We start from the raw sequence: 2716 nt of genomic DNA, 5'->3' as shown, positions 1-2716 counted from the left end.
TGCGTATTCCGGCGATCGTGATCAGGGATTTCGGCGGATCATGATCGCTGATTCCGAACGATCGTGATCAGCCATTTCCGTCGAACGTGATCGCTGATCATGGGTTTCCGAAACGAGTGATCACGGAGCCGAAGCGAGCGATCACGATGCCGGAATGCGTGATCACGGGACCGAAACGGGTGATCACGTCACCGGAACGTAAGCCGGGTTTTGGCCCGGCGGTGGTGTTGTGCATGTATTCAACCGCGGCGTTAGCCTGCTCCCTTTTTTACGGGAGACGGGCCGATGCCGACACCTCGGATGAGCATGCGCAAATTGAAGGAAGTCCTGCGACTGAAGTGGGCATGTGGCCTGACCCACCGACAGATCAGCCGGGCCATCGGCATCAGCGTCGGCGCAGTGTCGAAGTTCGCCGCCCAGGCCACGCAGGCGGGACTCGACTGGACGGCGGTTGAAGCGTTGTCCGACGACGAGCTGGACGCCCGGCTCAAGCCTGTTTCGATCGATGCCCCGGCGGCGGCATCCCGACGCCTCGAACCCGACTACGGGGCGTTGCATCGCGAACTGCGCCGCAAGGGTGTCACGTTGCAACTGCTGTGGGAGGAATACGTCGAGGCCAATCCCGGCCAGCCGACCTACCGTTACACGCAGTTCTGCCAGAAGTACAAGGACTGGGCGACCTCGCTCAAGCGCTCGATGCGACAGCAGCACCGCGCCGGCGAGAAGCTGTTCGCCGACTTCGCCGGGCCAACCGTGCCGATCCTCGCGCGCGACGGCGGCATTGCATTCCAGGCTCACGTGTTCGTCGCCGTGCTTGGCGCATCGAACTACACGTTCGCGTGCGCGACGCACTCCGAGACGACGGCCGACTGGATCGGTGGCCTGTGCGACGCGCTGGAGTTCATCGGCGGCGTGCCCGAACTGCTCGTGCCCGACAACCCGAAGGCGCTGATCGCGATGGCCGACCGCTACGAACCCGTGCTCGGCCGCACCACGCAGGACTTCGTGAACCACTACGCCACGGCGATGCTGCCGGCGCGGCCGCGCAAGCCGCAGGACAAGGCCAAGGTCGAAGTCGGCGTGCAAATCGTCGAGCGCTGGGTGCTGGCCCGGCTGCGTCATCACCACTTCTACAGTCTGGCCGAACTGAACAAGGCCATCACCGGGCTGATTGCCGACCTGAATCAGCGGCCGTTCAAACGACTCGAAGGCACGCGCCGCGAATGGTTCGAGCGGCTGGAACAGCCCGTGCTGCGCCCGCTGCCGGCACGGCGCTACGAGGTTGCCAGCTTCCAGAAGTGCCGCGTGAACATCGACTACCACGTCGAGGTCGGCGGCCACTACTACAGCGTGCCGCACAGCCTGGCGCGGCAGGAAGTCTGGGCGCGCATCACGCGCCACGGCGTCGAGATCCTGCACGGTGGCAGGCGCGTCGCCGCGCACGCACGCTCACGGCTCAAGGGCAAACACACCACTGTCGCCGAGCACATGCCGGCCGCGCATCGCGCGCATATGGAATGGACGCCGGGCCGGCTGCTCAACTGGGGCAAGTCCGTCGGGCCCGGTGCCGAATCCATCGTGCGGCATCTACTGACCAACCGGCCACACCCCGAGATGGGCTACCGCGCCTGCCTCGGGCTGCTCTCACTCGAACGCAAGTACAGCCGTGCGCGGCTCGAAGCCGCCTGCCAACGCGCGCTGACCATCGGCTCGCCGACGCGCCGCTCGGTGCTGTCGATCCTCGAAGCCGGCCTCGACCAGCAGCCCGCTCTCCGGATCACCCTCAATGAATGGCGCGCGCCCGAGCACGAGAACGTGCGCGGCCCGGATTACTACCACTGATCTACCACTGACCCGAGGAGGTCGAGATGTTGATGCAGCACACCTTAACCCAGCTCAAGGCGCTGAAGCTCGACGGCATGGCCCGTGCGTTCGAGGAGCAGTCCGCACTCACGGCCAGCACCAGCCTGTCGTTCGAGGAGCGCGTGGGCATGCTCGTCGATCGCGAACTGGCCTGGCGCGATACGCGCCGACTCGAACGTCTGCTGCGCGCGGCGAAGCTCAAGAACCCGAGCGCGTGCGTCGAGGACATCGAGTACCGGCAGAGCCGCGGCCTCGATCAGCGCGTCGTCGCCACGCTCGCCGGCTGCGACTGGGTCCGCAACGCACAGAACCTGCTGCTGACCGGCCCGACCGGCGCGGGTAAGACGTGGCTCGCGTGCGCGTTCGGCCAGCAGGCGTGCCGCCAGGGCTTCTCCGTGTTCTACGTGCGCGTCGCGCGGCTGTTCGAGGAACTGAAGATCGCGCACGGCGACGGCAGCTTCACGCGCCGGCTCGCGCAGCTTGCGAAGATAGACGTGCTGATCCTCGATGACTGGGGTTTGCAGGATCTCGATCAGGGCGCACGCAACGATCTGCTCGAAGTGCTCGACGATCGCGTCGGCACGCGTTCGACCGTCATCACCAGCCAGTTGCCGCTCGAACACTGGCATGCCTGGCTCCAGGACCCCACGCTCGCCGACGCCATCCTCGACCGGCTCGTGCATCAGGCCCACAAACTCCCGATCAAGGGTGATTCGATGAGAAAGAAGACCAAACCGGATTCGGCCGACGCCTGATCGTGATCGCTCTCGCTATAATCCACTAACCGCGCAACACCACCTTCCAGACTGATCACGATCGCCGAAACGACTGATCACCATCACCGAAATCCGCA

General features: G+C 65.2%; 3 protein-coding genes. 2 read left to right on the top strand and 1 reads right to left on the bottom strand.

Annotated features, from left to right (window positions below):
- Positions 1 to 97: 97 nt before the first annotated feature.
- The gene (locus tag DID96_RS38610) at positions 98 to 235 is read right to left on the bottom strand and encodes a hypothetical protein (RefSeq protein WP_185732499.1); all 138 of its coding nucleotides are present in this window, start codon (positions 233 to 235) and stop codon (positions 98 to 100) included.
- Between the two features lie 50 nt (positions 236 to 285).
- Between DID96_RS38610 and istA the strand changes: the two genes are divergently transcribed.
- On the top strand, positions 286 to 1842 hold the full coding sequence (gene istA / locus DID96_RS37460; RefSeq protein WP_124604321.1) for an IS21 family transposase: 1557 nt from the start codon (positions 286 to 288) through the stop codon (positions 1840 to 1842).
- Positions 1843 to 1868: 26 nt separating this feature from the next.
- Positions 1869 to 2618: an IS21-like element IS408 family helper ATPase IstB gene (gene istB / locus DID96_RS37455; RefSeq protein WP_124604319.1), complete on the top strand. Its 750-nt coding sequence runs from the start codon at positions 1869 to 1871 to the stop codon at positions 2616 to 2618.
- The last annotated feature ends 98 nt before the right edge of the window (positions 2619 to 2716 follow it).

The organism is Burkholderia sp. Bp8963 (assembly GCF_003854275.1).
GTDB lineage: Bacteria > Pseudomonadota > Gammaproteobacteria > Burkholderiales > Burkholderiaceae > Burkholderia.
Note: the sequence above shows the minus strand (reverse complement) of the source record. Positions and strands in the feature narration are given on the sequence as shown.